Genomic DNA, 21,983 nt, shown 5'->3' with positions numbered 1-21,983 from the left:
GGCCTCCTCACCGGTACTCCGCCAGTCTGCGGCCGATTCCCAGCACCGCGCCCACCGCCGCCGACGCCGCCAGCAGCCCGGCCCCCACCGGAAGCCCGTCCAGCGCCCTGCGCCCGGCGTCCGCCGCCGACCGGAACTCCGCCTGCTCGTGCACCAGCGCCTGCTGCAGCCCGGCGGCCACCCGGTCGAAGGACTCCCCGGTGGACCCGTCCGGGCCGATCACCTTGGCCAGCGCCTGCGGGTAATCGCCCTTCTCGTCCGCCGTCCGCGCCTTGCCGTGCCGCGCCTGCCACTGCCGCACGCCGGTCAGCGCCGCGCGCACCGGACGCCGCCCCGCCTCGTCGTCGGCCAGTGCCAGTGCGGCTCCCAGTCTGCTCTTCGCCGACGCGGCCCCCGGGCCGCCCCCGCCCGCCAGGTACGCCATCCGGGAGCGGAAACCGGCCTCGTAGAAATCTTCCTGGCCGTGCGTCAGTACCGCGCCGCGCGCCACCAGCGTCAGGTTCTCGTCCGCGCGCGCCTGCAGCGCATCGATCCGCGCCTCGTTGAGCACCCGCAGCGACCGGGCGCCGTGCTCGTACGAACCGGTCAGCCCCGTACGCGCCACGCTATGCCCCGCCACCAGCCACACCAGCACCACCACGGACGCCGCCGTCGCTGCCAGCAGGCCCCTGTTGAACACCCGGTTGGTGCGCCGGTAGTGCCGGCGCTGCGCCCACCCCAGCGCGGCGAGCGCCACCACCCCCGCCGCCACCGCGTACCACGGCCGGGCGCCGGCCGCGCCGTAGTCCGCCGTCAGCCGGTCCGTCTGCGCGTCGTACAACGCCCGTGCGGCAGGGAGGAGTTCGGTGCGCATCTGCTCATTGGCGTACCGCAGATAGGCGCCGCCCAGCGGCAGCCCCTGCCGGTTGTTCGCCCGCGCCGTCTCCACCAGCCCCGTATAGCGCGGCAGCCCGCTGTTGAGCTTCGCGATCTGCGCGCCGGCGCCGGACGGACCGCTGCTGTTGGCGGCCGCCTTGACCAGCAGCGCGGACGCCGTGGAGATATCGGCGGCATACCGGTCGCGGGTCGCCCTGGTCTCCTTGGCGCCGGCCAGGAAACCGGCCGCGGCCGTCGTATCGGCATCGGCCAGCGAGCGGTAGATGCTCGCGGCGTCCGCGGACAGCGGCTGGCTGCGCTCCACCACGTCGTCGGCGGCCGCCGCCCGGTCCGCGGCCTGCCAGGCCGTGACCGCGCCGAACAGCACCACCAGCAGGGCAAGTACCGCACCGATCACCCGCAGCCGGCCCGGCTCCGTCGTCGCCGCGGCCCGCAGCTCGTCCAGCCCCTCGGCCCAGGCCGTTCTGCGCCCCGCGGTGGGCGGTGACCCGTCGCAGGCCGGCGCGCTGGTGCTCGACACGGAACCTCCCCCTGGGCGCTGACGTCGGGACCGGACCCCGTGCACGGCGCCCGGGAGCGCTCACGAGAAGAACCGGTGCATGGGCAGCAGTATGTCCGCAGCCACTGACACACACACCGCGATTGCCCCGATCTTGTTCGGAGATCTTGTTCGAGGACCGCGTCCGGGCCTTGTCCTGGCCACGTCCGGGCCGTGTCCGGGCCGCGTTCCGGCGGGGCCCGCCGTGCCGCCGGGACCGGCACTACAGTGGGCGGAGAATCATCAGACATCAGGTGACACCGGGGCCCGGACACCGCGCCGAAGGGGGAGTGATCCCGTGCAGTCGGTCCGCAAGGGCAGGGTGTCGCTGGTGGAGACCGCGACCGACGAGATCCGCGCCCAGATCGTGAACGGCACCTGGCCGGTGGGCAGCCGCATCCCGCCCGAGAGCGCCCTGTCCGAAACCCTCGGGGTCAGCCGCGCCTCGGTCCGCGAAGCCGTACGGTCCCTGGTGCACGCCGGCCTCCTGGAGCCCCGGCAGGGCGACGGCACCTTCGTGCTCTCCGACGACGACAGCGCCCTCGCCCTCCGCCGCCGCCTCGAACGCGCCGAGCTCAGCCATGTCACCCAGGTCCGCCAGGGCCTCGACGTGGTCGCCGCCCGCCAGGCGGCCAAGCACCGTACGGACCGCCAGCTCGCCGGCATCGAAGCCGCGCTGGCCCGCCGCAGGGCCGCTCTCGACGCCCAGGACAGCGAGGCCTTCACCGCCGCCGACGCCGAGTTCCACGTCCTGGTGGCCGAGGCGAGCGACAACCCCGTCCTCGCCGACATCTACCGCTCGCTGAGCGCCGCCCTGCGCGAGGAACTGCGCCGCGCCGCCTGCCTGGACACCGCCACCGCGGCTCCCGACGACCCGCACTCCCGCCTCACCGACGCCATCCGCGACCGGGACCCCCGGGCCGCCGTGGACGCCGCGGTCCTGCTCCTCGCCGGTCACGTACGGGACTTGGCGCTTCCGGCGGGGGACTGAGGGGCGGGCTGCTGAGGGCCGGGCGGCTGCCGCTCCGCCCACCGAGCCGCCCGCAACCGTCCGTACGCGTCCGCCCCCGCCCCCGCCCGGTCCAAGGTGTCCAGGGCGGCCCCCAACACCGGCGGGGCGGTCACCACATGGGGCACCGCCCCGGGGGCACGTTCCGCGAGGAGCCGGGTGACCCGGTCGTGCAGGAGCGGGTGACGGGCGGCCAGGACGCCGCCGCCCAGCACCACGGGGACCCCTTCCCCGAGGAGGCCGAGGCGCTTCAGGGCGACGGTGGCCAGCAGCGCGATCTCCTCCGCCTGGCGGGCCACGAGGCCCCGGGCGACCGGGTCACCGGCCTCCGCCACGGAGAAGAGCAGCGGCGCCAGCTCATGGCGGCGGTGGCCGGGGAGGGCCCCCAGATGAAAGGCCTCGATCAGTTCCGGCATGCCGGCCAGGCCGAAGTGCGCGGGCAGGGCGTCGGCCAGCCGGGTCGGGGCGCCGCGGCCGTCCTCGGCCCGGGCCGCGCACCACACGGCCTCTTCGGCGAGGAACGCCCCGCCGCCCCAGTCACCGGAGAGCCGGCCGAGGGCCGGGAAGCGCGCGGTGGCACCGTCCCGGCCGGCCCCCGCGCAGTTGATGCCCGCCCCGCACACCACGGCGACGCCCACCCGCTCCCCGTCGTCCGGCAGCCCGGCCCGCAGCAGCGCGAAGGTGTCGTTGCGGACGCTCACCGTGCGTGCCCACCCCCGGCCCGCGATCTCGGCGGCCAGGCGCTCCTCCTCGACGGGGAGGTCGGCGCCTGCCAGGAACGCGGAGAGGTGCCCGACGGGACCCGCGGCGCGGGCCTGCGCCAGGACCGACCGCACCAGCGGCGCCAGGACGTCGACCGCCGGGCCGGTCCCCACCGCCGGCGGCCGGAAGCCACCGCCGCGTGCCGTGCCGAGCAGCCTGCCGTCGGTGTCCACCAGCGCCACGTCGGTCTTGCTGTTGCCCGCGTCGATGGCGAGCGCCGTACCGGTCAGGCCCACGGGAGATGCTCCCGGTTGTGCGCGATCAGCGCGTCGGTGAGCCGGTCCGCGTGGTCGGCCCGGCCGATGAGGGGGTGGGCGAGGAGCGCGGAGAAGACGGCGTTGCGCCCGCCCGCCCGGTCGGATGTCCGGCCGCCCCTGCCCCGCAACGCGGCCTCGAGGGCGAGGTGTTCGTAGGCGCTGACGTGCGCGACCAGCCCGGCGTACAGCGGCTCCAGGGGGCGCACCGGGAGGGGCGTGGCGCCGGTCGAGTCCACGGTCGCGGGCACCTCGATCACCGCGTCGTCGGGCAGGAACGGCAGGGTGCCGTGGTTGAGGGCGTTGACGACCTGGGTGTCGCCGGTGTGCCGCAGGAGGGAGGCGGTCAGGGCCACCGCGGCCTCCGAGTAGAAGGCGCCGCCGCGCCGCGCCAGCAGCTCCGGCTTCTCGTCGAGTGCCGGGTCGCCGTACATGCCGAGGAGCTTTTGCTCCAGGGCGGCGACCTCCGCCGCGCGGGACGGAGCGCCGCGCAACTCCCGTACCACCGCGTCGTGCCGGTAGTAGTAGCGCAGGTAGGAGGAGGGGACGACGCCGAGGCGGTCGAGCAGCGAGCGGGGCAGGCGCAGATGCTCGGCCAGCGCGTCGCCGTGGTCCGCCAGCAGCCGGGGGAGGACGTCCTCGCCCGCAACGCGTACCGCCCGCTCCCAGGTGAGGTGGTTGAGGCCGACGTGCTCCAGCTCGACCCCGCCGGGGGAGACGCCCAGCAGCGCGGCGAACCGGCGCTGGAAACCGATGGCGACATTGCACAGCCCCACGGCTTTGTAGCCGTGGGTGAGCAGCGCCCGGGTGACGATGCCGACGGGGTTGGTGAAGTCGATGATCCAGGCACGGGGGTTGCGGCGGCGCACCCGCTCGGCGATGTCCAGGATGACGGGGACCGTGCGCAGCGCCTTGGCGAGGCCGCCTGCCCCGGTGGTCTCCTGGCCGACGCAGCCGCACTCCAGCGGCCAGGTCTCGTCCTGGTGGCGGGCGGCCTGGCCGCCGACCCGCAGTTGCAGCAGCACCGCGTCCGCGCCGTCGGCAGCGGCGTCCAGGTCGTCGGTACAGGAGATCCGGCCCGGGTGGCCCTGCCTGGCGAAGATCCGCCGGGCCAGGCCGCCCACCAGCTCCAGCCGGTCCGCTGCCGGGTCGACGAGGACCAGCTCCTCCAGCGGCAGCACCTCGCGCAGGCGCGCGAAACCGTCGATGAGTTCGGGGGTGTAGGTGGAGCCGCCGCCGACCACGGCGAGCTTGATACGGGCGTGCGGGGTGCGTCCCTGGGGAGACGGCATACGGACCAGCCCTTCACTCCGGTGAGCGTGACGCCTTCGACGAAGGCCTTCTGTGCGGAGAATCCGTGCGGAGAATCCGTGCGGAGGATCTGTGCGAAGGATCTGTGCGAAGAAGAGGACGGTGACGTTCCGCGCGGCGTGGATCCGCGGGCCGGAGCCCGGCACTCAGCCGGTGTGGAACACCGCATCGCGTGCCTTCGCGAGCGCCGTCCGCAGTGCGCCGGTGAGGATCGCGGGGCCGTCGACACAGCTCAGGCGCAGGGCGGGGCGGGGCAGCGGGAGCCCGGTGAACTCCTCCTCGACCAGGGCGCGCAGCGCCTCCCCGCCGGCCCGGGCGACCTCGCCGGAGAGCACCACCAGCCGCGGGTCGACGACCGCGACCACGGCCGCGATCCCGGTCGCCAGCCGCCGCGCGATCTCGGCCCGGACCCCGTCGTGCGCCATCGCCGCCTCGACGGTACGGACGTCCGGCGCCCCGTACTCCCGGGCGAGTTGGAGCACGCCCGGCGAACCGACCAGGCTCTGGAAGCCGCCGCCGGCCTCCGCCTGCCCGGCGCCGCGGTCACCGCCCCGGGACAACGGGGCGCCGGGCAGCGGCAGATAGCCGATCTCGCCCGCGCCGCCGGTGGCCCCGCGCAGCAGCCGGCCGCCCAGCACGAGGGCGGCGCCCACCCCCTCGTCCGCCCACACCAGCACGAAGTCGTCGACGTCCTGTGCGGCCCCGTCGTACTGCTCGGCGACCGCCGCCAGGTTCACATCGTTCTCGATGGTGACCGGCGTACCCAGCACCTCGGCCAGTTCGTCCTGCAGCGCCCGCGAGTGCCACCCCGGCAGATGCGGCGCATAGCGCAGCCGCCCGGTCCGCGGGTCCAGCGCACCGGGTGTGCCGATCACCGCCCCGTGCAGCTGCCCGCGCTCCAGCCCGGCCCGGGCCAGCGCCCCGTCGACGGCCCGCGCGACCAGCTGCGCGGTCCGGTGCGGCGCATCCTCGGCAACGGCGGCGGTGCCGGTATCGGTGCTGGTGACGATGCCGGCGTCCACCCGTTCCTCCCCGAGCACCTGCCCGGTGATGTCGGCGACCGCGGCGGTGATCCCCAGCTGATCGACGGCCAGCGCGGCAACATGGGCCGCCGCCGGGGCGATCGCGTAGAGCTGCGCACCGGGCCCCGGCCGCCCGGTCACATTCCCGGTCGTCCGCACCAGCCCCGCGGCCTCCAGCCGTGCCAGCAACTGCGAGGCGGTGGGCTTCGACAGCCCGGTCAGCTCCCCGATCTGCGTACGGGTCAACGGGCCCCGCGACACCAGCAGATCGAGCGCGGCCCGGTCGTTCATGGCCCGCAACACCCGCGGCGTCCCGGGTGTTTTCTGCGTTCCGGGCGTTCTCTGTGCCCGTTGCGCGCTGTGCCCACCGGCCATGAGAGCGGTCCCCCGTTTTCCGGCGGCGCAGGAACGCTCGCCGAGCATCTGTTAAGAAACCTTCCAATTGTTCCCACAGGAAGCTAAGCGGCGGGCCGAGGCGGCGTCAACGGTGCGGGCGGGCCGGCTTCGCCGCCCGCTGCCCGCCGCCTACCGCCCGCCGCCCGTCGTCCCCTCCGCCCCCCCGGTCGCCGCGCCCTGGGCGTAAGCTCCCGGGCTTGTGGAAATGTCACGCGGCGAGATCCAGCAGTGGCTCTCCGGAAATGGCTGGAGTCCGGACAGAGGTAACAGCGGAAAGAGAGGTAACGGAGATATCGGGGAGAAGGCTCGCGCATTCCTTGCGGAAGCAGTGGCGGAGTCGGAAGCGGAAGGATTTCCGATGGCCTCGTTCGGTGTCGCCGAACGGTTCATCGCTTCCTACGGGCTGCTCAGGCTGGTACACCCAAGTGACCCCACGAGCCTGCTGATCACCAATCCGACCGGCGGTTGCGACGGCGATTTCCGCGAGATCGCGGAGCTGTCCCGCGAGCTGCAAAAGCGCCTGTTCCGGATCGGATACGACCTTCCCGACGGTGCGATCTTCCTCGTGGCCGAGGACGGCGCATTCTATTGCTGCCATCACACCGGAGCGTATGGCCTCGGCGCTGACGAAAGGTGAGTTCTTCAGTAACTGGATCAGCGGGAATCTGCGGCCTGTCTGAGCGGCGCAGCCGCGGACCGGGCACGCCTCCGGTCGGGCTCAGGGCCGGCGCAACGCAGAAGGGGCGCACCCACGCGGCGCGCCCCTCCCCCGACAGCCCGGCCGTCAGGCCCGGAGGGCCGGTTTACTTCCCCCTACTTCTTACTCCCCTTCACTTCCCCATCTTCGACGGCGAGGCGATCGGATTCGTCGCCAGGGACTGCGGGGAGAGCGGGTTGTTGAGGGCCGAGGGGGCGCCCATGCCGGCCGAGGAGTCGGCGGCCTCCTCGTCCTCGTCCTCGGGGGCCGGGCGCGGGGCCAGGTGGACGCCGGCGGCGTCCAGGGCGCGCTTGATGCGCCAGCGCAGTTCGCGCTCCACGCCGGGGGCCTTGCCGGGCATGGTCTTGGCCGAGACGCTGATGGTGACCGTGTCCAGGTGGACCTCGCTCAGGCCCAGGACCTCCACCGGCTCCCACAGCTGCTCGTTCCAGGGCTCGGCCTTGGACATCTCCTCGCCGGCGCCGGTGATGGTCTCGCGGGCGCGCTCCAGGTCCTGGTCGGCGGCGATCACCACATCGACGGCGGCGGTGGCCCAGCCCTGGCTGAGGTTGCCGATCCGCTTGACCTCGCCGTTGCGGATGTACCAGATCGCGCCGTTGGGGCCGCGCAGCTTGGTGACCCGCAGGCCGACCTCGATGACCGTACCGTTGGCCACCCCCGCGTCGATCTCGTCGCCGACGCCGTACTGGTCCTCAAGGATCATGAAGACGCCGGAGAGGAAGTCGGTGACGAGGTTGCGGGCGCCGAAACCGATGGCGACACCGGCCACACCGGCACTGGCCAGCAGCGGCGCCAGGTTGATCTTCAGGACGGAGAGCACGGTCAGGGCGGCGGTGCCCATGATGACGAAGGAGGCGACACTGCGCAGCACCGAGCCGATGGCCTCGGAGCGCTGCCTGCGTCTCTCGGCGTTGACGAGCAGACCGCCCAGCGCGGTGCCCTGGGCGGCGGCCACGGTGCGGTTCATCCGCTCGATGAGCTTGGTGATCGTGCGGCGGATCACATGCCGCAGCACCACCGCGATCACGATGATCAGCAAGATCTGCAGGCCGGACGTGAGCCACGTCCCCCAGTTCTCCTGCACCCAGCCGGCGGCATTGGTGGCCTTGTCCGTGGCGTCGTCGAGCGACGTCGGGCCGGATGGGCCGGGCGTGGCGGCGCTCAGGTGCGCGGCAGCGGCCGGCGAAGCGGACCAGAACACAGTCGAACCTTCCGTGTGGGACAGCAGACCCGGGCCCCGGTGGGACACCGTGAACCGGGCAGACCAACCACACTAACGGGGCAACAGGAACGGTCCGCGCCCTTGTTCGAGTCGGATAGTTGTGCGGAGGGCCGGAATGAACCGGATCCGGCCGGACGTGCCGGTGTGTGGTGGAAAACACCTCCGACCCGTTACTCGGTCATGGTGGCGCTCCCACCAGGCACCGGGGGACACTGTGGGGAGATCGTCCCGGCGCGAGCCACGCGCCGCCGGCGTACAAGGAGGCACCCGTGCCGCATGTCCTGGTCCTCAATGCGTCGTACGAGCCGCTCGGCGTCGTACCGCTCCGCCGCGCGCTCATCCTCGTCCTCAATGAGAAGGCTGTCAGCCTCGAGGAGTCCGGCGCCCTGATGCACAGTGCGACCCATGTCATACCCGCTCCGAGTGTGGTCCGCTTGAAGCGGTTTGTGCGGGTGCCCTTTCGCGGCCCCGTTCCCCTGACCCGCCGGGCGCTGTTCGCGCGTGACGGCGGGCGCTGTATGTACTGCGGTGGCGTCGCAACCAGCGTCGACCACGTCATCCCGCGCAGCCGCGGAGGTCAGCACACCTGGGAAAACGTCGTCGCCGCGTGCCGGCGCTGCAACCACGTCAAGGCCGACCGCCATGTCGCCGAGATCGGCTGGCGGCTGCGGCACCAGCCCGCCCCGCCGTCAGGGCTGGCGTGGCGGATCATCGGCACGGGCCATCGCGACCCGCGCTGGCTGCCGTACTTGCAGCCGTACGGCGCGGATGACGCCCTGGCCCGGATCGACGCCGTATCGGCGTAGGTCCGGATTTCTGCGTTACGACGGTGGTGTCGCACGTCCCGCACCTGTCGTGCGGCCCGCTTCCGGCCGGGGCGGACGCCGCCGGATTCTCGCCCCGTGGCCGCCGGCCGCGGCGACGAGGATCCCGCGGCGTCCACGACGGCCGCCCGCCGCACCCACCGCACCCTCACCGTTCAGCAGTCACCACGCACCGTTCACCGGGCCCCGTTCGCCGGGCCCCGTTCACCGAGTGTCGTGCTTCGTGACCGCATACGCCTCCACCGACCACAGCGAGTAGCCGAAGCGGGTGGCCCGCTTGTCGCCCTGGATGCGGACGAACCGGGCGTTCGCGGCGTCCATCCGGAGGGACTCGCGGCCGCCCTTGCCGTCCCGGACGGTGGCCGCCGTGCGCCAGCTGCGGCCGTCCGGTGAGACCTGGATGCGGTAGCGGGCGGCGTAGGCGTCCTGCCAGTTCAGGACGAGCCGGCCGAGGCGGGTCGGGTGGGCCAGCGCGAACTGCAGCCAGGCGCCGTCCTCCGGGGCGGAGGACCAGCGGGTTGCGGGGTTGCCGTCGGTGGCCGCCGAGGCCGGGAAATCGGCGGTCTCGTCCCCGGAGGAGGTGGCGACGGTGCCGCGCGCCAGGTCCTTGCCGCCGGTGCGCGGATACGAGCGCACCGTCAGCGTCCGCTCCGCGCCGCCGAACTCCACCGGGATCTCATACGTCCCCGAGCGGGCGTTCTCGGGGATGTCGACGGTGATGCGGACCGTGGCCGTGCCGCCACGGGGTGCGGTGACCTTCTCGGGGGCGTGCACGGTGAAGCCCTTGGGCGCCTTGACCGCCAGCTTCCCGCGGACATCGCCGGGTCGGCGGGAGTAGATCAGGGCATCCACCGTCGCGCTGCCGCCGGTCTGGGCGTCCGACTCCTTGCGGGACAGTTCGAGCCCGGCCGCCGGGGTGTCGTCGAACCAGGGGGTGAAGGCGTGCACGGACGGGGCCTTCGCGCTCTTCGCCCAGGTCAGCCGTACCGCGTCGGCACGCAGCCGGGGTGTTTTCGACTCGGTCCAGCCGGTGGCGGAGAGCCGGCCGAGGCGGCGCCAGCCCTCGCCGGGGACATGCGCCTCCATGGAGACGGCGCCCGCGGACGGGCCCGGGTCGGTCAGCGCGGTCACCGCGGCGAGCGGGCGGGTCCGCTCGAAGGGGACGGTCAGGGACGTCCGGCCCTCGCCCTCGGCCTCGCCCGCGCCGTCGTCGGGCCCGGGGGCGGTGCGGCGGGCGCCGGTCCAGGCGTCGGCCTCGGTCATCGCGCGCTCCAGGAACGGGGCCAGCACCCCCTTGCCGACCGTCGCCGGGCTGTGCGCGCACTCCTTGCGCAGCCGCTGCACCGTGCGCTGGGCCGACCAGGCGGCGTCGCCGTCGTCATGGGCCTGTGCCATGAGCGTGTCGACGGCCTCGGCGCCGGCCCTGCCGTAGCGGGCCAGCTGCTCGGCCCACGGACGGACCTCCGCGGCCAGGTCGGAGCGCAGGTCCCGGGGCGCGGTGCTCATGGTGGTGAAGGCAGCCCGCAGCGCCCTGGCGGCCTTGGCGAGATCCGGGTCCCGGCCCGGCCGGCCGTGGTTGACCGCCACCTCGCGGGCCTTCCAGAAGCGGTCGATCAGGGGCTGCAGATACCCCGACTCGGTCCGGTCCAGCAGCGAGGAGGAGGCGTTGCCGGCCAGCGCACGCAGCGCGGCACGGGACCGTGCATCACTGCCCGCAAGATCGTCGACGGCCGCTTTCCACGACCGGTCCGGGTGGTAGTCGCGCGGATTCCACGCGTAGTCGGCGGCCGTGAACAGCGGGATGCGCGAGGCGAGCGGCTGCTGCATGGCGTTGGCCAGCAGCGCCGTGGAGCCGGTGGCGACGGCGGGCTCCCGGCCCCGGTAGGGCCCGAGGAAGATCCGGTCCTGGGCGTAGTCGTTGACCGGGTAGTTGTCCATGGTCACCAGCGGGTGGCCGAACACCTGGCGGGCGGCGGACAGCTCGCCGCCGGTGATGGTCCGCGGGACCACGCCCACACCGGTCCAGGCCACCTCGACCCGGTCGCCGAGCGCGTCGGACAGCGCCCGGCGGTACGCCGTCGAGCCGTCCTGGTAGTACTCGGTCGGCATCAGGGAGAGCGCCCCGGCCTGCGGGTGCCGCTGCGCCAGATGCGCGGCGAGCGCGTTGGCGACCGTGGCCTGTGCCTTCGCCGCGGCCCGGGGGCCGGTGCCGAAGGTGTCCGCGTCGGCGTCGCAGTGCCATTCGCTGTAACTGACGTCCTGGAACTGCAGCTGGAAGGAGCGCACGCCCAGCGCCCACATGGCGTCCACCTTGCGCCGCAGCGCCCGCCTGTCCTCCTCGGACGACAGGCACATCGACTGGCCGGGGGCGACGGCCCAGCCCAGCGTGACGTGATTGGCCCGGGCCCGCTCGGCCAGCGCCCGGAAGCCGGCGCGCTGCTCCGCCGGGTAGGGGTCGCGCCACCGGGCCTGGCGGTACGGATCGTCGCCCGGCGCGTACAGATAGCGGTTCTGCTTGGTGCGGCCCATGAAGTCCAGCTGGGCGAGCCGCTGGGCCTGGCTCCAGGGCTGCCCGAAGAAGCCCTCGGTGGTGCCGCGCACCGCCGTGCCGGGCCAGTCGCGTACGGCCACCGAGGCCAGCTGCCGCCGGCCGTCCCCGTCGGTGACCAGCTGCCGCAGGGTTTGCGCGGCGTGGAAGAGGCCGTCGGAGCCGACGCCGTCCAGGGCGACGGTGTCCCGGCCCGCGACCTGGCCCACGGCCAGGCGGTAGCCGCCGGCCGGCAGATCCCCGCGGGCCGGTGCCCGCAGCGCCCGCAGCGCGTCCGCGGCCTGCTTGCCGCCGACCCGGATCACCGGACCGGCCGCGGGCAGTCGGTCGCCGGGCTCCTGCTGCCGGACGGTGTGCACCCCGGCGTCCCGCAGCAGGCCGCGCAGCACGTCCAGGGCGTAGGGGTCGGCGTCCGGAGCGGCCACCAGCACCGCCTCGCGGCCGAGCGGCACAGCGGCGCCCAGCTCCTGCATCGACTGCGGGCGCGGCCAGACGGCGGGCGCGTGCCCGGCGCCGGTCGGCCGGTCGGGCCGGTCGGGGGCGCCGACGGCGGGGTCGGCGGGCGCCGCCTGGGCGCTGGGCACCCCGCCCAGCAGACCTCCGATGACGGCGGCGGCCAGTGCGGTGGTTCCGGCCACCCGCGCACGGGCGCCCGCGCCGTTCCCCCTGCCGCTCCTACCGATACTTCCGACGCTCCATACGCCCCGGCCTCGCACGGCTGCTCCTCATCCCCGTCCATCACTCGCCGGTCTGCACCGGCGCCCCGTTTATCCCCGCCGATGCCCGTTCGGACAGACCTCCGGCCGTGAGCCCACCATTGTGGCGGTTCGGGTGTCAACCGGGCGAGGGCGGGGCCCGGAGGGGCCTGCCGGGGGACGGGTTCCGGCCGGTGCCGCGGGCGGAATCCGGGGGCTCGCCGGCCCGCAGAACTTCCGTCCCGGAGCCCGGTTCCCCGGCGTTCTCTGCGCCCCCCGGGGCCCGGCACAGTGAAATCGCCTGCGTAAGGCATAATGTGACGTGAGTCACGTTTCGTGAGCAGGTACGTCTGCGAACGTGTCGAGTGGGTAGGGCCAACGTGTCCCATTACCGATGAACGGGAGGCCCTCGTGGCCGCATCCGCTCAGCTGCTCCTCGACGCTCTGTCCTCCAAACCGGGAGGTGCGACGATGGAGTCCGACATTTTCGACGGGGTGTCCGACCCCGATTCCGGCCTGGACGGCTCCGGATCCTTCAGCTTCGTAGAGCCGCCCCTGACCAGCGAGCCCCCGCTCGCCGACGCCGCCCCGCTGACCAGCGAGGTCCCGATCTCCGCCGAGCTGCCGCTGACCAGCGAGCCGACGGCCGCCGGCCACGGCACGGAGTCCATGGAGGTCTGAGGACCCATGGGCCGCGCGCGGCTCGCCCGGCTGCACGGCATCGCCACGTCCTACGAGCCCTCGCCGGGCAGGAGCGTCCAGGTCACCGGCGACACCGTCGTCGCCGTGCTCGCCGCACTGGGGGTCGATGCCTCGACCCCGCAAGCCGTCCGCAGCGCCCTGGCCGCGTATGAGGACGGCGCGCGTCGCGCCCTGCTTCCCCGTACCGTCGTCGCCCGCCCCGGCCGGCCGCCCGACCTCGCCCGTCTCCCCGAAGGCACCGTCCTGCGGGTCGAGACCGAGAGCGGGGCGGCCGCACAGGACCCGGCGGCGTCCGGTCCGGCGGCCCTCGCCCGGCTGCCCCTGGGCGTCCATGTGCTGCACGCCCGGGCCCCCGACGGCCGCAGCGCCCGCGCCCGGCTGATCGTCGCGCCCGACCGGGTGCCCGCTCCGCCGGGCCGCAGTCACGGCTTCCTGGTGCAGCTCTACTCTCTCCTGTCCCGGCAGTCCTGGGGCATGGGCGACCTGGGGGACCTCGCCGACCTCGCCGCCTGGTCGGGGCGCGCGCTGGGCACCGGCTTCCTCCAGCTCAACCCGCTGCATGCGGCCGTCCCCGGCCCGCCCACCGACCCCTCGCCCTACCGCCCCTCCTCGCGCCGCTTCCCCGACCCGGTCCATCTGCGGATCGAGGACATCCCGGAGTACGCCCGGCTCACCGGTGCCGCCCGCTTACGGGCCGACGAGCTCAGCGCGCAGGCCCGTGCGCTGCGGACCGGGGTGCTCGAAGGGGGCGCGCTGATCGACCGGGACGCGGTGTGGGCGCTCAAGCGCGAGGCCCTGGAGCTGATGTGCGCGGTCCCGCTCACCCCGGGCCGGCGGGCCGCGTACTGCGACTTCCTCGCCGAGCAGGGCGAGGCGCTGGAGGACCACGCCACCTGGTGCGCGATCGCCGAGCGGCACGGCCCTCACTGGCGCGGCTGGCCCGACGGGCTGAGTGATCCGCGCTCCCCGGGCACCGCCCGGCTGCGGCCGCGGTTACTGGACCGGATCGACTTCCACAGCCGGCTCGTCTGGCTCACCGACCAGCAACTGGCCGCCGCGCAACGGACCGCGCGGGAGGCCGGGATGGGCATCGGGCTGGTGCACGACCTCGCCGTCGGTGTCCACCCCTCCGGTGCCGACACCTGGGCGCAGCAGGACGCCTTCGCCGCCGGGATGTCCGTCGGGGCGCCGCCGGACGCCTTCAACTCCCGCGGCCAGGACTGGGGCCTGCCGCCCTGGCGCCCGGACGCGCTGGCCGCCGCGGGCTTCGCCCCCTACCGCGAGCTGCTGCGCGGCATGCTGCGGCACGCCGGGGCGCTGCGCATCGACCATGTGATGGGGCTGTTCCGGCTGTGGTGGGTCCCCGAGGGCCGGCCGCCGACGGACGGCGCCTATGTCCGCTACGACGGTGAGGCGATGCTCTCGGTGCTGGCCCTGGAGGCGCACCGGGCCGGCGCCGCGGTGATCGGCGAGGACCTGGGCACGGTCGGTCCCGGCGTCCGCGCGGCGCTCGCCGAACGGGGCGTCCTGGGGACGTCGGTGCTGTGGTTCGAGCGGGATTACGGGGGCGGGGAGAGCGCGAACGGGGAGGGCCCGAACGGGGAGGACGTGAGCGGGGAGGGCGCGTGCGGGGAAGGCGTGAGCGGGGAAGGCGTGAGCGGGGGGCGGGAGGGCGAGCCCGGGCCCGCCCCGCAGTCCGCCGGGAGCGCCGCCCCGGAGCCCGCCGGGAGCGCCACCCTGGAACCCGCGCCGAAGCCCGCCCCGCCCCCCGCCCCCGTGGCCCGCATCCTGGCGCCCGAGGAGTGGCGCAGCGCCTGTCTGGCCACCGTCACCACCCACGATCTGCCGCCCACCGCGGCCCGGCTGACCGGCGAGGACGTCGCCCTGCGCGAACGGCTCGGGCTGCTCACCGGACCGCCGGAGCGGGAGCGCTCCCGCGCCCGTTACGAACGCACCGAGTGGCTGCGGGAGTTGGTGCGGCGCGGCCTGCTGCCCGAAGGGGCGGGCGACGAGGAAGCGGCCGTCAAGGCGGTCCACCGTTTTCTGCTGCGGACCCCGGCGCGCATGGTGGGCGTCTGGCTGCCCGACGCGGTGGGCGACCGGCGCCCGCAGAACCTCCCCGGGACATGGCAGGAGTACCCGAACTGGCGCCTTCCGGTCGCCGGCCCCGACGGCCGTCCGTGCACCCTGGAGGAGCTGGCCGCCGCACCCCGCCTGCATGCGCTGATGCGCGAGTTGTCCGACGGCCGGCGGTAGTCCCGCCGGGCGCTCCCGGACCGGACGCCCCGGGAGCCGGCCCGGCCGGGGCCGCCGGTTGTGCCACCCCGCGCGCGCGGGGCGCCGGGGCGTCCGATACGTTGATTTCGTGAGCCACAAGGTCAAGAAGAATGTCCTGCGCGCCGGAACCATCACCGCCGGCACCGCGCTGATGCTGCTGATGTCGTCCCCCGCGTTTGCGCTCGCCCGCGACGACGGTGACGACCCGGGTCCGGGCCTGAGCGTGATCCAGACGCTCGGCCTCTATGTCGCTGCACCCATCGTGCTCTTCCTGATCATCGCCGGGCTGGTCGTCGCCGGCGAAAAGTCCCGCAAGCAGGCCCAGCCCAAGGGCTGACGCCGGGCACCAGTGACGCCTTGAGGGCGCCCCACGGTCACAGGACCGCGGGGCGCCCTTCGTCATGCCCGGACACAGGGCCCGGACAGGGCTCGGGCAGGGCCCGGACGGGGTTCGGACCGGGCCCGGGAGCGGTCGTGGTGCAGGGCGCCCAGCGGTGACAGAACCGGGCGGCGCCCTTTGTCGTACCCGGCTATTTGCGCAGGTGGAAAAGGGGTTGCGAGGCGGCTATCGGCCGGTTTTCGGCCGGTTTGAACGGGGGAGGCGCTTAACCGGATCTAACCTACGATGACGTAACCTACGGGTCCGTAGGTCAAACCTACGGACCCGTAGGTCATCGTCCCCAGGAGTTCCCCCGTGACCATCGCCCCCGCCCGCCATAACGGAGAGCTCGGCCAGGCCGCCTGGAGCGACGCTCAGCTGCTCTACGCGCTCGAAGAGGTCGTCGAGAAGGAACTCAACCGCCATCTGAAGATCGCCAAGGACTGGATGCCCCACGAGTACGTGCCGTGGAGCGACGGGCGCAACTTCCCCGGGCCGCTGGACGGTGACGCCTGGGAACCCGAGCAGTCCAAGGTCAGCGACATCGGCCGGATCGCCCTCGTGGTCAACCTCCTCACCGAGGACAACCTCCCCAGCTACCACCACGAGATCGCCACCCTCTTCGGCCGCGACGGCGCCTGGGGCACCTGGGTGCACCGCTGGACCGCCGAGGAGGGCCGGCACGGCATCGTGATGCGCGACTACCTGCTCACCAGCCGGGCCGTCGACCCGGACGAGCTGGAGCGGTTCCGCATGGCCCATATGTCGGAGGGCTTCGAGTCCGACAACGCGCACAGCATGCTGCACTCGGTCGCGTACGTCGCCTTCCAGGAGCTGGCCACCCGGATCTCGCACCGCAACACCGGCCACCACTCCGGTGACCCGGTCTGCGACCGGATGCTGTCGCGGATCGCCACCGACGAGAACCTCCACATGGTCTTCTACCGCAACCTCCTCGGCGCGGCCTTCGAGATGGCCCCCGACCAGACCATGTGCGCGGTGCGCGATGTCGTCACCGGCTTCCGGATGCCCGGCCATGGCATGCCCGGCTTCGAGCGGTCGGCCGCCCGGATGGCCATCGGCGGGATCTACAACATGCGGATCCACCACGACGATGTGCTGCAGCCGGTGCTGCGCTACCTGAAGGTGCTGGAGATCGGCGGGCTGGGCCCGGCCGGACTGGCCGCGCAGGAGGAGCTGGGCCTGTTCATGGACGGGCTGGACGGCCAGGCGCGGAAGTTCGACGAGCGCCAGGCCGCCATCCTCGCCCGCCGCGAGGCCAACCGCCGCGCCTGACCCGGCCGGCCTCCCTCCGCCGCCTGCGGGCGGGTGACCGCGGCGGCGGATGCGTACGCTGCCCGCATGGCCGACTGGGACCTCAAGAAGCTGCGTATCCTGCGCACCCTCCACGAGCTGGGCACGGTCACCGCGACCGCCGAGGCGCTGCACATGACGCCCTCGGCGGTCTCCCAGCAGCTGACCGGGCTGGCCAGGGCGCTCGGCGTCACGCTGCTGGAGGCGCACGGCCGGCGGGTCCGGCTGACCGACGCCGCGCAGCTGGTGCTGCGGCACGCCGAGGCGGTCTTCGCCCAGCTGGAGCGCGCGGACGCGGACCTGCTCGGCTACCTCCAGGGCGAGGCGGGCCAGGTGCGGATCGGCGCCTTCTCCACGGCCATCCCCGCCCTGGTGGTCCCGGCCGCCTTGGAGCTGCGCCGCAGCCACCCGGGCCTCGCGGTCGTCGTACGGGAGGCGGAGGCGGAGGCCGCCTACGAGCTGCTGGCCGGGGGCAGCGTCGATCTGGCGCTGTCGCTGGCCGCGCACGCCCCCACCCCGCGCGATCCCAAGTTCAGCCGGGTCTCGCTGCTCGCCGACCCGCTGGACGTGGCGCTGCCGGCCGGCCATCCGCTGGCCGGCGAGCCGGGGCTGCGGCTGGCCGACCTGGCGGACGAGCCCTGGATCTTCGGCAGCAGCGGGCCCTGGTCGCAGATCACCACGACCGCCTGCGAGAGCGCCGGCTTCGTGCCCGAGCAGGCGCATGCCGCCGCCGACTGGAGCGCGATCTGGGCGATGGTGGCGGCGGGGATGGGGGTGGCGCTGGTGCCCCGGATGGCGCTGGCGGGCGGCCTCGGCGCCGCCGGGCGCGGTGCGGGGGACCACGGCGTACGCGGCCGGCTCGCCGGCGGGGGAGTGGCGGTGCGGGTCCTGCACGCCGACCAGCCGCGCCGCCATGTGGTCGCCGCCGTCCGCCGCGGCTCCGAGGGGGCGCCGGGCCTGGCCCGGGTGCTGGCCGCACTCCGGCAGGCGGCCGCCGCCCAGACTCCGGAGGACCCGACCGTTCAGATCGGCTGAACGTATTCCTCAAAAACTTTCGATGGACCTGAGTGGTGGCGCGCTGCGACCGTGGAGCGGTCCGCACTTCTGAACCCGTCGAAAGGCAACGATGACCGCCAACCCGGCCGCCGACTCCACTGATCCGCACGCCAACGACGCGAACCCGTACGGCGGCGGAGACCCCTACGCCGACTACCGCGGCGGGGACTTCCCCTTCACCTCCCTCGTCGACCTCGCCGACCGCCGCCTCGGTGCCGGGGTGATCGCCGCGAACGACGAGTTCTTCGCCGAGCGCGAGAACCTGCTGAAGCCCACCCCGGCGGTCTTCGACCCCGAGCACTTCGGCCACAAGGGCAAGATCATGGACGGCTGGGAGACCCGCCGCCGCCGTGGCACCGACGGCGACCACCCCTTCCCGGACGACGACGCGCACGACTGGGCACTGATCCGGCTCGCCGCCCCCGGCGTGATCCGTGGCGTCGTCGTCGACACCGCCCACTTCCGCGGCAACTACCCCCAGCAGATCAGCGTCGAGGCCACCGCGCTCCCCGGCAGCCCGGGGCCCGAGGACCTGCTTGCCGACGGGGTGCAGTGGGAGGAGCTGGTTCCGCGCACCCCCGTCCGCGGCCACGCCGCCAACGGCTTCGAGGTCACTGTGGAGCGCCGCTTCACCCACCTCCGCCTCAAGCAGCACCCCGACGGCGGGATCGCGCGCCTCAGGGTCCACGGCGAGGTCGTGCCGGACCCGGAATGGCTCGATGTGCTCGGCACCCTCGACCTGGCCTCGGTGCTGCACGGCGGCACCGTCGAGGACGCGTCCGACCGCTTCTACTCCTCGCCCGCCCAGCTCATCCGGCCCGATCTGTCCCGCAAGATGGACGACGGCTGGGAGAACCGCCGCCGCCGGGTCAAGGGCACGAACGACTGGGTGCGCTTCCGCCTCGCCGCGCAGGGCGAGATCCGTGCGGTGGAGATCGACACCGCCTACCTCAAGGGCAACTCCGCGGGCTGGGCCGCCCTGTCCGGGTGTGACGGCGACCCGGCCGACGAGGCCTCCTGGTTCGAGATCCTGCCGAAGACCAGGCTCCAGCCCGACACCCCGCACCGCTTCCGGCTGCCGCGGGCCGTGACGGCCACCCACGTACGGCTGGACGTCTTCCCCGATGGCGGTCTGGCGCGGCTGCGGCTGCACGGCGAGCTCACCGCGGCGGGCCGCGCCGCCCTGGGCAGCCGCTTCGACGTGCTGGGCGGCTGAGCCGCACCCGCTTGCGCCGGGCCCCGCGGGAGGGGGCGGGGCCCGGCGGACGAGCGCGCCCGGCGGACCAAGGCGCGTCAGCGCCCGTCCGCCGGGCCGGGGACGGTCAGCCCGCCGCCGCGTCCGCGGCCTGCGCCTTCAGCGCCCGCTCGATCCCCGCCCGCGACTCGGTCATCAGCCGGCGCAGCGCCGCGCTCGGCTCGGCCGACGCCAGCCAGGCGTCGGTGGCGTCCAGCGTCTCCTGCGAGACGTGCAGCGCCGGGTAGAGGCCCACCGCGATCTGCTGCGCCATCTCATGGCTGCGGGAGTTCCAGATGTCCTTCACCGCGTCGAAGTACTTCGCGGTGTAGGGCGCCAGCAGCTCCCGCTGGTCGGTCTGCACGAAGCCGCCGATGACGGACTCCTGCGTGGAGTTGGGCAGCCGGTCCGACTCCACCACCGAGGCCCAGGCCTCGGCCTTCGCCTCCGCCGTGGGACGCGCCGCGCGGCACGTCGCGGCGTACCGCTCGCCCGCCGAGGTCTTGTCCCGGTCCAGCTCCGCCGCGACGGCCTTCTCGTCCGCCCGGCCGGTGGCGGCCAGCCGGTGCAGCAGCGTCCAGCGCAGCTCGGTGTCCACGGCGAGCCCGGGGATCTCCTGGGTGCCGTCCAGCAGGCCCTGCAGCAGGTCCAGTTGCTCGTCCGTACGGGCCGAAGCGGCGAACGCACGGGCCCAGGCCAGCTGGTGGTCGCTGCCCGGCTCGGCCGCCCGCAGCTGCTCCAGGGCCGCCGCCGTCCAGGTCGCAAGCCCGCTCTCGCGCCACTCCGGAGCCGCGTACAGGTCCAGCGCCAGCTTCACCTGGCGGTGCAGCGACTGGACGACACCGATGTCCGACTCCTTGCCGATGCCGGACAGCACCAGCGACAGGTAGTCGCGGGTGGCCAGTTCGCCGTCCCGCGTCATGTCCCAGGCCGACGCCCACGACAGGGCGCGCGGCAGCGACTCGGTGAAGTCGCCGAGGTGTTCGGTGACGGTCTTCAGCGACTCCTCGTCCATCCGGACCTTGGCGTACGACAGATCGTCCTCGTTGAGCAGGATGACGGCCGGCCGCGCTGTGCCCACCAGCTGGGGCACTGCGGTCAGTTCGCCGTCCACGTCCAGCTCGATCCGCTCGGTGCGGACCAGCTTGCCGCCCTGGAGCTCATAGGCGCCGATCGCGATCCGGTGCGGCCGCAGGACCGGCTCGCCCTTGGCGCCGGCCGGCAGCGCCGGGGCCTCCTGCCGGACCGCGAAGGAGGTGATGACGCCCTCGGCGTCCACCTCGATCTCCGGCCGCAGGATGTTGATCCCCGCCGTCTCCAGCCACTTCTTCGACCAGGTCTTCAGATCCCGCCCGCTGGTCTCCTCCAGCGCGCCGAGCAGGTCCGACAGCCGGGTGTTCCCGTACGCATGGGCCTTGAAGTAGGCCTGGACGCCCTGGAAGAACTCGTCCATGCCGACGTAGGCGACCAGCTGCTTGAGGACGCTGGCGCCCTTGGCGTAGGTGATGCCGTCGAAGTTGACCAGGACGTCGTCGAGGTCGTTGATCTCGGCCATGATCGGGTGGGTGGACGGCAGCTGGTCCTGCCGGTAGGCCCAGGTCTTCATGGAGTTGGCGAACGTCGTCCACGAGTGCGGCCACTTCGAGCCCGGGGCGTAGGCCTGGCAGGCGATCGAGGTGTAGGTGGCGAACGACTCGTTCAGCCACAGGTCGTTCCACCACTCCATGGTGACCAGGTCGCCGAACCACATGTGCGCCAGCTCGTGCAGGATCGTCTCCGCCCGCACCTCGTACGCCGCGTCCGTCACCTTCGACCGGAAGACGTACTGGTCGCGGATGGTCACCGCGCCCGCGTTCTCCATCGCGCCGGCGTTGAACTCCGGCACGAAGAGCTGGTCGTACTTCGCGAACGGGTAGGCGTAGTCGAACTTCTCCTGGAACCACTCGAAGCCCTGCCGGGTGACCGCGAAGATCTCCTCCGCGTCCAGGTGCTCGGCCAGCGACGGCCGGCAGTAGATGCCCAGCGGCACCGTCCGCCCGTCCTTCTCGTACGAGCTGTGCACGCTGTGGTAAGGACCGGCGATCAGCGCCGTGATGTAGGTGGAGATCCGCGGCGTCGGCTCGAAGCGCCAGATGTTGTCGCTCGGCTCCGGCGTCGGCGAATTGGAGATCACCGTCCAGCCCTCCGGGGCCTTCACGGTGAACCGGAAGGTCGCCTTCAGGTCCGGCTGCTCGAAGGAGGCGTACACCCGCCGCGCATCCGGAACCTCGAACTGCGTGTACAGGTAAGCCTGCTGGTCCACCGGGTCGACAAAACGGTGCAGCCCCTCACCGGTGTTGGTGTAGGCGCAGTCCGCCACCACCGTCAGCTCGTTGCGGCCGGCCCGCAGCCCCGCAAGAGCGATCCGCGAGTCCTTGAACACCGCCTCCGGGTCCAGCGCCTCGCCGTTGAGCACGACCTCGTGCACGGCCGGGGCCACCAGGTCGATGAAGGAGTCCGCGCCCGCCTCGGCCGCATCGAAGTGCACCGTCGTCACCGACCGGTATGTGCCACCCCCGTTCCCGTCGTCGCCGGGGGTACCCCCCTCCTGCGCGCCGGAGAGGTCGAGATCGATCTCATACGCGTCCACGGTCAGCAGGCGCGCCCGCTGCTGCGCCTCGTCGCGGGTCAGATTCGTGCCAGGCACCAGGTCATCTCCTCGTAAGCGGCCTCGTATGCGGCGTTTCCGTCATCCTTCCACGGCACGGGCCCCTTGATCGTGGGCAGCTCGGGATCGGTCACCACCCGGCCCGCGCGCGTCGCAGGGCGCCCGTCGCACCGCGGCCGGACCCGTGGCCGGAAACACG

16 protein-coding genes are annotated in these 21,983 nt (G+C 73.6%); 9 read left to right on the top strand and 7 right to left on the bottom strand.

The window, feature by feature from the left end:
- Window positions 1–7 precede the first annotated feature (7 nt).
- Complete coding sequence (locus ABR737_RS16605; protein ID WP_350250943.1) at window positions 8–1,396, bottom strand: GlnX family signal transduction membrane protein; 1,389 nt, start codon at window positions 1,394–1,396, stop codon at window positions 8–10.
- 316 nt (window positions 1,397–1,712) lie between these two features.
- Here ABR737_RS16605 and ABR737_RS16600 point away from each other — a divergent pair, with 316 nt between their 5' ends.
- Window positions 1,713–2,405, top strand: a complete 693-nt coding sequence (locus ABR737_RS16600; RefSeq protein ID WP_350250942.1) for a FadR/GntR family transcriptional regulator — start codon at window positions 1,713–1,715, stop codon at window positions 2,403–2,405.
- Here the strand turns inward: ABR737_RS16600 and ABR737_RS16595 are convergent.
- From ABR737_RS16595 to ABR737_RS16585, 3 genes are all read right to left on the bottom strand, one after another.
- Complete coding sequence (locus tag ABR737_RS16595; RefSeq protein ID WP_350250941.1) at window positions 2,369–3,421, bottom strand: N-acetylglucosamine kinase; 1,053 nt, start codon at window positions 3,419–3,421, stop codon at window positions 2,369–2,371. The genes ABR737_RS16600 and ABR737_RS16595 overlap by 37 nt on opposite strands.
- Window positions 3,412–4,695 (bottom strand): 6-phospho-beta-glucosidase, encoded by a 1,284-nt coding sequence (locus ABR737_RS16590; protein ID WP_350256807.1) that lies wholly within the window; start codon window positions 4,693–4,695, stop codon window positions 3,412–3,414. The genes ABR737_RS16595 and ABR737_RS16590 overlap by 10 nt, the downstream gene beginning before the upstream one ends.
- Before the next feature lie 201 nt (window positions 4,696–4,896).
- Complete coding sequence (locus tag ABR737_RS16585) at window positions 4,897–6,063, bottom strand: ROK family transcriptional regulator (RefSeq protein WP_350250940.1); 1,167 nt, start codon at window positions 6,061–6,063, stop codon at window positions 4,897–4,899.
- 310 nt (window positions 6,064–6,373) lie between these two features.
- On the opposite strand from ABR737_RS16585, the gene ABR737_RS16580 reads away from it, so the two are divergent.
- Window positions 6,374–6,805 (top strand): SUKH-3 domain-containing protein, encoded by a 432-nt coding sequence (locus ABR737_RS16580; RefSeq protein ID WP_350256806.1) that lies wholly within the window; start codon window positions 6,374–6,376, stop codon window positions 6,803–6,805.
- Between the two features lie 193 nt (window positions 6,806–6,998).
- On the opposite strand, the gene ABR737_RS16575 is transcribed toward ABR737_RS16580, so the two are convergent.
- The gene (locus ABR737_RS16575; protein ID WP_350250939.1) at window positions 6,999–8,087 is read right to left on the bottom strand and encodes a mechanosensitive ion channel family protein; all 1,089 of its coding nucleotides are present in this window, start codon (window positions 8,085–8,087) and stop codon (window positions 6,999–7,001) included.
- Between the two features lie 290 nt (window positions 8,088–8,377).
- Here ABR737_RS16575 and ABR737_RS16570 point away from each other — a divergent pair, with 290 nt between their 5' ends.
- Window positions 8,378–8,914: an HNH endonuclease gene (locus ABR737_RS16570; protein ID WP_006605595.1), complete on the top strand. Its 537-nt coding sequence runs from the start codon at window positions 8,378–8,380 to the stop codon at window positions 8,912–8,914.
- Window positions 8,915–9,136: 222 nt separating this feature from the next.
- On the opposite strand, the gene ABR737_RS16565 is transcribed toward ABR737_RS16570, so the two are convergent.
- Window positions 9,137–12,118 (bottom strand): glycoside hydrolase family 84 protein, encoded by a 2,982-nt coding sequence (locus ABR737_RS16565; protein WP_350250938.1) that lies wholly within the window; start codon window positions 12,116–12,118, stop codon window positions 9,137–9,139.
- A gap of 468 nt (window positions 12,119–12,586) precedes the next feature.
- On the opposite strand from ABR737_RS16565, the gene ABR737_RS16560 reads away from it, so the two are divergent.
- The 6 genes from ABR737_RS16560 (at window position 12,587) to alc (ending at window position 19,119) form a co-directional block, all read left to right on the top strand.
- Window positions 12,587–12,856, top strand: a complete 270-nt coding sequence (locus ABR737_RS16560; protein ID WP_311623753.1) for a hypothetical protein — start codon at window positions 12,587–12,589, stop codon at window positions 12,854–12,856.
- 6 nt (window positions 12,857–12,862) lie between these two features.
- Window positions 12,863–15,133 carry a 4-alpha-glucanotransferase gene (gene malQ / locus ABR737_RS16555; protein WP_350250937.1) on the top strand — a complete coding sequence of 757 codons (2,271 nt, stop codon included), beginning with the start codon at window positions 12,863–12,865 and terminating at the stop codon, window positions 15,131–15,133.
- 109 nt (window positions 15,134–15,242) lie between these two features.
- Window positions 15,243–15,491 carry a hypothetical protein gene (locus tag ABR737_RS16550; RefSeq protein WP_350250936.1) on the top strand — a complete coding sequence of 83 codons (249 nt, stop codon included), beginning with the start codon at window positions 15,243–15,245 and terminating at the stop codon, window positions 15,489–15,491.
- 357 nt (window positions 15,492–15,848) lie between these two features.
- Window positions 15,849–16,829 carry an acyl-ACP desaturase gene (locus ABR737_RS16545; RefSeq protein ID WP_350250935.1) on the top strand — a complete coding sequence of 327 codons (981 nt, stop codon included), beginning with the start codon at window positions 15,849–15,851 and terminating at the stop codon, window positions 16,827–16,829.
- A 66-nt stretch (window positions 16,830–16,895) separates the two neighbouring features.
- Complete coding sequence (locus ABR737_RS16540) at window positions 16,896–17,882, top strand: LysR family transcriptional regulator (protein WP_350250934.1); 987 nt, start codon at window positions 16,896–16,898, stop codon at window positions 17,880–17,882.
- 91 nt (window positions 17,883–17,973) lie between these two features.
- Window positions 17,974–19,119 (top strand): allantoicase, encoded by a 1,146-nt coding sequence (alc, locus tag ABR737_RS16535; protein ID WP_350250933.1) that lies wholly within the window; start codon window positions 17,974–17,976, stop codon window positions 19,117–19,119.
- Between the two features lie 106 nt (window positions 19,120–19,225).
- On the opposite strand, the gene pepN is transcribed toward alc, so the two are convergent.
- Entirely contained in the window at window positions 19,226–21,823 is a 2,598-nt protein-coding gene (gene pepN, locus ABR737_RS16530) for an aminopeptidase N (RefSeq protein WP_350250932.1), read from the bottom strand.
- Window positions 21,824–21,983 lie beyond the last annotated feature (160 nt).

The sequence above is a fragment of the Streptomyces sp. Edi2 genome (genome assembly GCF_040253635.1).
Taxonomy (GTDB): domain Bacteria; phylum Actinomycetota; class Actinomycetes; order Streptomycetales; family Streptomycetaceae; genus Streptomyces.
This window is presented reverse-complemented; position numbering and strand designations above follow the sequence as displayed.

What these genes read in the sequence shown, in the direction of transcription:
- malQ (WP_350250937.1), top strand. Translation starts at nt 12,863, where the DNA reads ATGGGCCGCGCGCGGCTCGCCCGGCTGCACGGCATCGCCACGTCCTAC.
- ABR737_RS16585 (WP_350250940.1), bottom strand. Translation starts at nt 6,063, where the DNA reads ATGAACGACCGGGCCGCGCTCGATCTGCTGGTGTCGCGGGGCCCGTTG.
- alc (WP_350250933.1), top strand. Translation starts at nt 17,974, where the DNA reads ATGACCGCCAACCCGGCCGCCGACTCCACTGATCCGCACGCCAACGAC.
- ABR737_RS16540 (WP_350250934.1), top strand. Translation starts at nt 16,896, where the DNA reads ATGGCCGACTGGGACCTCAAGAAGCTGCGTATCCTGCGCACCCTCCAC.
- ABR737_RS16580 (WP_350256806.1), top strand. Translation starts at nt 6,374, where the DNA reads ATGTCACGCGGCGAGATCCAGCAGTGGCTCTCCGGAAATGGCTGGAGT.